The 7,191-nt window shown below is 62.6% G+C and carries 6 protein-coding genes; 4 read left to right on the top strand and 2 right to left on the bottom strand.

All coding sequences use genetic code 11. The features are described from left to right. The first annotated feature begins 473 nt into the window (after nt 1–473). Entirely contained in the window at nt 474–1,100 is a 627-nt protein-coding gene (locus tag EGJ86_RS22910; RefSeq protein WP_074675198.1) for a LysE family translocator, read from the top strand. A 24-nt stretch (nt 1,101–1,124) separates the two neighbouring features. Here the strand turns inward: EGJ86_RS22910 and EGJ86_RS22905 are convergent, their stop codons facing one another. Next, nucleotides 1,125–1,424, bottom strand: a complete 300-nt coding sequence (locus tag EGJ86_RS22905) for a chorismate mutase (RefSeq protein ID WP_099526394.1) — start codon at nt 1,422–1,424, stop codon at nt 1,125–1,127. Nucleotides 1,425–1,793: 369 nt separating this feature from the next. On the opposite strand from EGJ86_RS22905, the gene EGJ86_RS22900 reads away from it, so the two are divergent. Continuing rightward, nucleotides 1,794–2,339: a hypothetical protein gene (locus EGJ86_RS22900; RefSeq protein WP_125836737.1), complete on the top strand. Its 546-nt coding sequence runs from the start codon at nt 1,794–1,796 to the stop codon at nt 2,337–2,339. Between the two features lie 145 nt (nt 2,340–2,484). Further along, the gene (locus EGJ86_RS22895) at nt 2,485–3,045 is read left to right on the top strand and encodes a type 1 glutamine amidotransferase domain-containing protein (RefSeq protein WP_099526396.1); all 561 of its coding nucleotides are present in this window, start codon (nt 2,485–2,487) and stop codon (nt 3,043–3,045) included. Nucleotides 3,046–3,057: 12 nt separating this feature from the next. Here EGJ86_RS22895 and EGJ86_RS22890 read toward each other — a convergent pair whose 3' ends face one another. After that, nucleotides 3,058–4,731: a sensor domain-containing diguanylate cyclase gene (locus tag EGJ86_RS22890; protein WP_125836736.1), complete on the bottom strand. Its 1,674-nt coding sequence runs from the start codon at nt 4,729–4,731 to the stop codon at nt 3,058–3,060. 328 nt (nt 4,732–5,059) lie between these two features. On the opposite strand from EGJ86_RS22890, the gene EGJ86_RS22885 reads away from it, so the two are divergent. After that, nucleotides 5,060–7,111: a TonB-dependent receptor gene (locus tag EGJ86_RS22885; RefSeq protein ID WP_125836735.1), complete on the top strand. Its 2,052-nt coding sequence runs from the start codon at nt 5,060–5,062 to the stop codon at nt 7,109–7,111. Nucleotides 7,112–7,191: the final 80 nt, after the last annotated feature.

Below are 7,191 nucleotides of genomic sequence, written 5' to 3'. Positions count from 1 at the left end.
TTCGCCCCCGCGCTCACCGACAGAGTGATTCTGCCGGCAGCACGGGGAGGTCGCTACTTTTTCAACAGAATCGGCCGATAGCAGCCCCTAACAAACTTGTCCTCACCTCCCAAGCTACACGGTCAATCCCGTGACAGGGCGTGATGACCGAGTATTCAAAGCGCGGTAGCGCCATAGCCGAGAGCTGGGGTTCCCTAGCCGTATCCATCAGCGCCTGTGTTCGCCGCTTGGCGGTGAACATCAGGCCAGGCGCACGGAGTTACGGCTGTAGGCTGGCGGCCTGTATTTGAGTCGTCACTTGCTACAGAGAAAGGCCACTCGTTCATATGCAGCGAGTGGCATCCCTCTGTACTTACCGTTCGGCAATTGTGTCGTATTTCCGGCCGCGATGGTTTGCCCCGGCCAATTACGCTGCGTTAGTGTCGGCCGTCCCTGGGGGCGGAGCCCTCGTTCATTTCGGCATGGAGGTGTGTATGTTCCCTATCGATACCTGGCTGGCTTATACGGGCGCCTGCATTCTGCTGGTGCTGGCTCCCGGTCCGGACAATCTGCTGGCGGTGGCGCGTGGGCTCGGTCAAGGGCGCCTGGCGGCCATCGTTTCAGGTATGGCGTCGGGCACCGGGATTCTGTTTCACGTATTGGCGGCGTCGCTGGGGCTGACGTTGCTGATGCAGACCTCGGAGCTGGCGTTCTGGCTGATCAAGTGCATCGGCGCTGGTTATCTGCTCTGGCTGGGTATCAAGGTGCTGCGCACGCGCAACCTGATCAGCTTTCGCTCCGTCACCCGGCAGTCGCTGCCGAGCATCTTTCTCACCGGTTTTCTGTCCGCCGCACTCAACCCCAAGCCGGGCTTTTTCGTGTTGGCGTTCATCCCGCAGTTCGTCGATCCGCAGCGCGGCTCGGTGAGCACGCAGATGCTGGTTTACGGCCTGTGGTTCGCGGTGCTGACGGCAGTAGGCTTCGCGCTGATGGGCGTGTTCGCTACCTCGCTGTCGCGCTATCTGCAGGCGCGGCCGCGGGTGGTGAAGGGTTTGAACCTGGGCGCCGGGATGACCTTCGTGGCCTCCGGCGTATCAGTGGCGACGCTGAGCCAGCGTTAGGCTCAGCGGCAGGGCTGGTGCCGTTCAGGCATCTGCACTCAAGGCGGCATGGGTACGCAGTTCTTCCTCGATGAATGCGGCGATCATCGCCCGGTAAACCTGCTCCACGACCGCTGCCGAGGCGCCACGCTCATCGGCCAGTGTGCGCACCTTGGCGATGACCTGCTCGACGCGCGCAGGGGCGCGAACGTCTGCACTGTCTTTCTTGAAGCGCGCCGCCTGGGCGACGAAACCGCCGCGTTGAGCGATGAGGTCGACCATGGCGCGGTCGATCTGGTCGATGCGCTCGCGCACCTCTTCAAGGGAATTGCATTGCACGTCCATATGACGATTTCCTGTGGTGGTTCGAATGGGGCAACCACGTTAGTCAGCATGGCGCCATGCGTCCAGCGCAACTGCCCACCGTTTTTGCGCGGCGGGCGCTGGCTGTGACGCGTGTCTCTGGCAGGTGATCAAGCCTGCCCCGTCAATGATGCTCGATGCGATTGCGCCCGCTGCGCTTGGCGCGGTAAAGCCCGCTATCACTGTGCGGCAGTTCAGCTCTGAGGTGGCGTACGCCATTGTCACGCGCCGTGCGTGGCATGCCGGCCCGATAAAAACAGTGAATGACTGGAGGGCCCGCAGTCTAACTCGTCAGCCACCACGTGGCTGCTCGCCCGCCGGGCAGGCCCAACTGACAGTCGAGCACAGCCCATGAAACGCGCCCGAATCATTACCTCCGAATTACACGATCTGCGGAGCGAGCAGCAGGCGGAGTTGATGATTTTCGGCACGCCGAAGGAGCGGCTCGATTTCTATCGGCGGGAAATTCAGTACGAAACCAGCCTGCTGGCCGGACGCACCAACTCGTATCTGACGGCGCAGTCGTTTCTGGTGATCGCCTATGCATCGTCCATGGCCAACCTGAACGAAAACTGGGGGGCGCTATTCACCCTGGTGGTTCCGGCGCTGTTCACGCTGCTGGGCATTATCAGTTCACTGCACGCCTGGCCGGGGATCAGGGCCTCCGCGACGATCATCGAGCACTGGCACTACAAGCAGGAGCAGTTGCTGAGCAGCGATCCCGAGTTCGGCCATGCCTATGACGACTCCCCACTATTCAGCGAGAAGGAGGCCAGCCGGGAGAGCACTTACAAGTCGCTGCTGTTCTTCCTGCGCTCGCCCTGGCTGTTCATCGTTTTCTGGAGCGTGCTGGGCGTGTTTTCGATCTGGTTGCAGTTGCCCTCGGCGAATCTGTGACCCGCCGCAAACGAGCCTGATGGCAGCCATCGCCAGCCAATCAAGTCGAACTTCTGCCTCTTACACCTTTCAATCCTGATACATGTCGCGTTCACCAACGCGACCACTCACTGCGCCGTGCGGCGCATCAGCGGAGGTATCGATCATGAGTTCGAATCTGCAAGGCAAGAAGGTGCTGTTCATCACCGCCAACACGGGCATCGAGCGCGACGAGTTGCTCAAGCCGATGCAGGCGCTGAAAGATCAGGGCGCCAGCGTCACCCACGCCAGCGTCAAGGGCGGCGAGGCCGAAACCTGGCTGCAGGACAGCAAGAAGGACGTCAGCGTGCAGTCCGACACCCAGATCAAGGGAGTGGGCGCGGCGGATTACGATCTGCTGGTGATCCCCGGCGGTACGGTGAACGCCGACAACCTGCGCCAGGATGAGGACGCGCAGCGCCTGGTGCAGGAGTTTCGTGATGCAGGCAAGACGGTCGCGGCGATCTGCCATGGCCCCTGGCTGCTGATCGATGCTGGCGTGGTGCCAGGCAAGGTGCTGACGTCGTATGCCAGCGTGCGCCTGGATCTGGCCAATGCCGGTGCGAGCTGGGTAGACGCCGAGGTGCAGGTTTGCCCAGGGCAGAACTGGACGCTGATCACCTCACGCAACCCCGACGATATTCCTGCGTTCAACGAGGCCATCAGCCAGGCGTTGCTGGCGGCCTGAGCCAGCCTCCCGTCAGTGATGCTCGATGCGATTGCGCCCACCGCGCTTGGCGCAGTACAGGGCGATATCGCTGCGTGACAGGGCGGCCTCGACGCTGGCATCGCTGGCGTTGAGCGAAGAGATGCCGACGCTGACGGCGAGGAAGATCGGCTCCCCGGCGTGCACGATCGGCGTCTTGGCCAGTTCGTTCTGGATGCGGGTGGCGAAGTGCATGGCCTGGTCCAGATCCGCTTCGCTGAGCACCACGGCGAACTCTTCGCCGCCCAGGCGCCCGGCGGTGTCGGTCTTGCGCAGCTGGGTGCAGAGAATCGCCGCGAAGTGGCGCAGGGCCTGGTCGCCGACGTTGTGGCCCCAGCGGTCGTTGATGGTCTTGAAGTAGTCCAGGTCGAACATCAGGATCGCCGCGCTCTGCTCGGGGCTGCGTTGCAGGCGCGCCAGTTCGGCTTCAAGCTGGCGCATGAAGTGCCGGCGGTTGGCGAGTTGGGTGAGAAAGTCGGTGGTGGCGAAGGCCTGCAGCTCGGCTTCGATCTGCTTGCGTTCGGTGACGTCGGTCATGAAACCATGCCAGATCACGCTGCCATCTTCTTCACGGCGCGGGCAGGCTTCGCCCTGGCACCAGGCGATTTCACGCCCCGGCACCTGCACGCGAAACTCCAGATGCCAGTCCGTCAGCTCCTCGGCCGATAGCTGCAGAGAATCGATAAAGGCCAGGCGGTCGTCGGGGTGGACGATGGCCGTCAGCGCGTCGGCATCCTGCATCAGTTGTATCGCACTGAGACCGCAGATGGCTTGCGCGCCGGCACTGACGTAGGTGAAGGCGGATGTGCCGTCGGCCTGCCGGCGGAACTGGAAGACCATGCCGGGGATTTCATTGGTCAGGTCGGTCATCAGGGCCGCGGTCTGCTGTACCTGCTCGGACAGGCGGCGCATGGCGGTGATGTCGGTGGTGGTGCCAATCATGCGCAGCGGTTTGCCGTGCATGTCGCGCTCGACCACCTTGCCGCGGCTGCATACCCATTTGTACTGGCCGTCGCGGCAACGCAGGCGGTGCTCGACTTCATAGGCGTCAGTGCGCTGATCCAGGTGCGCCTGGATTGTCGCGCGCACGTAGTTGAGGTCAGCCGGGTGCACGCGGGTATAGCTCTCTTCGATGCGATTGCCGATTTCGTGGTCGGCATAGCCGAGCAGCGCCTTCCAACTGCTGGAGTAATGGATGTCGCCGGTGGTGATGTCGCGGTCCCAAATGCCTGTACCGCTCCCGGCGATGGCCAGTGCCATGCGCCGCTCGCTGGCATGCAGGGCGGCGACTTCATGGCGCTGGCGGGCCTCTTGGGCTTCGCGCGCCAACAGGTCGAGGGCCAGTGCGGCAAAGTCCTGCAGGGCTTCGTGCTGCTTGGCGTCGAGCGTGCGGGGAGGGTCGAAATGCAGGTAGAGCGTGCCGAGCCTGACGCCCTCTTGCATCTGCAAGGGCCAGACCAGGGAGGTGGGTGAGGTTTCACGAGTGTCGATGAGCCTTGCCAGACGTGCGTCGCTCAGGCCAGGGCTGGCCCAGATATGCCGTGCAGCCCCAACGCCGGAGACCAGCGCGGCGGCCGAGTCGAAATAGCGGCTAAGCAGGCGCACGAAGCCATCGAGCCGCTCATCATTGGCGCTGGTGGGCGCGTTGACCGAACACAGGGGCTGCATAGTGGTTCTGCTTGGATAGAAACGCGGAAGGCGCCTGATATTGATACGCCATTAGCACGCTGGCGTCTAATCGTTCGTGCACCTCACGCCAGTGTTCATCGGCCTTTGCGCCGGATACTCAGCCGCCAATCCCTCTGGCCAGGGCCTGCACTGGCTCTGGCTGCGGGTTTTCAGAGTGGCCGCGCGCCTTAAAATTGTTATGATATAACATCTTTCAGATGGATCGTTTACCGATACATCCCGCACTGCTGTCTGGACGTCGCCAGCCGCCCCAGCAGGCCAACGCACACCCCTCCCTCACTTAGAAAACGCAACGCTAGGAATACCCATGAAAGCCACTTCGGCCTCCCTCGCCGTCATGACCGCCCTGGTCACGCCTCAGATTCACGCTGCCTCATCCGGCAACTCCACCGTTTCGCTCGGCTCGGTCTACGTCACCCCGGAGGCCAGCGGCACGCTGCGCACCGACAGCATCCTGTCCTCGGTCGACATCATGAGCAGCGACAAGATCGAGGATAAGAACGTGATGAACAGCTGGGAGCTGGTGGGCCAGATGCCCGGCATCCAGCTGACCGAGACGCGCATGGGCGCCGAGTCCGGCAAGGTGACCTTCCGTGCGTTCAACGGCGAGGGGTACATCAATGGCATCAAGACGCTGATCGACGGCGTACCGAGCAACGTCAACAGCGGCAACCAGCGCTTCATCGACATGGTCTTCCCGCTGGATCTGGAATACATCGAGGTGGTGCGCGGCACCAATGACCCGCGCTACGGCCTGCACAACATCGGCGGCAACATCAATTTCGCCACCCGTCAGGGCGGCAACTACACCGACGGTCGCCTGACCTACGGCAGCTTCAACACCCGTGAATTCCAGCTGGCCGTCGGCCACGAGGAAGGCAACTTCGCGCAGAACTACTTTCTGGCCAAGCAGGATTCCGACGGTTTCCGCGACCACAGCAACTCCAACAAATACTCCCTGGGCGGCAAATGGTTCGTCACCGATGACGAGAAGACCATGAAGCTCGGCGTGATCGCCCGCCTCTACCACCACCAGGCCGAGGAGCCGGGTTTTCTCACCGCGCAGGAGCTGGCCGCGAGCCGCTCGCAGTCGCCGGAAAAAAACGCCAACGATGGCGACGACCGCGACATGAAGCACCTCAGCGCGCATGCCGATTTCCAGCTCAGCGATGACCTGAGCCTGAGCAACAAGCTGTACTACAACAGCTACGACGATGACCGCACCGTGACTTTCACCAGCTACCCGGTCGGCAATGCCCCGCGTCAGCGCCGCCAGTGGGAAGAGCGCCAGACCGGCGTACTGAGCAACCTGACCTGGCGCGCCCACGAGATGTTGACCCTCGACGGCGGCATCAACTACGAGCAGCAGAACAACGAATACCGCCGCTACCGCTACAACTTCGGCATCCCCACCGATTTCGACACGCCGCCGGCACGCACGCAAAACGACGACAGCTACACGCTGTACAACACCGGCGCCTATGCCCAGGCGATCATCCAGCCCATCGAGCAGTTGAAGATCATCCCGGCGTACCGCGTCGACAAGTTCTCCGGTAATACCGAGCTGATGAACGGCGAGAAAGCCGAGCTGCAGGACTATGGCTGGATCGAACAGCCCAAGCTCAGCGTGGTGTACAGCATCACCCCGGACATCAACGTCTACGCCAACTGGGGGCGCACCTTCCAGATCCTTACCGGGTCAACCGCTCCGGCCTACATGACCGCCGGCCAGGCCTCGTACAAACCGTCGATCAACACCGGCAAGGAAGTGGGGGTGAAGTTCAAGCCGTTCGCCGGCTCGGAGGCGCGCATCGCCGTGTGGCAACAGGAAGCCACCGACGAAGTGGCCAACATGCCCAGCACCGGCACCACCGTCGGCCTGGGTGAAACCAAGCGTCGTGGCATCGACATGCAGCTCACCGCACAGCTGAACGATCAGTGGACGGTGTGGGGTTCGCACGCCATCCAGGAAGCCAAGGTGGTCAGCGCCTTCACCGCTGGCGGGCAGTCGCTGGCGGGCAAGGAGGTGTTCTCCACGCCGCGCTACATCAGCAATGCCGGGGTCGACTACCAGTTCAACGACGCCTGGCGCTTCGGCCTGTCGGCCCGCGCCCAGGGCGACTACTACATCGACGAGCTGAACCAGCAAGGCAAGTACGGCGGCTTCGCGGTGCTCGATGCCAACGTGCGCTATCAGGTATCGGCCACCACCAGCCTCGACCTGCAGATGAAGAACCTGACCGACCGCGACTACGAGTACGTATGGTTCGACAACTTCTTCTGGGGCGGCGATGACCAGCCGATGTTCTCCCCTGCTCCAGGCCGCTCGGCCTATCTGTCGGTGAACATGAAGCTGTAAGCCGCAGCCAGGCTAAGACACTCTGCGACCTGGACTATAGGGTGCGCCGCGCGCACCGCCAGACCAGCTCAACAACAACC

The sequence above is a fragment of the Pseudomonas sp. o96-267 genome (genome assembly GCF_003935465.1).
Lineage (GTDB): Bacteria > Pseudomonadota > Gammaproteobacteria > Pseudomonadales > Pseudomonadaceae > Aquipseudomonas > Aquipseudomonas sediminis.
Note: the sequence above shows the minus strand (reverse complement) of the source record. Positions and strands in the feature narration are given on the sequence as shown.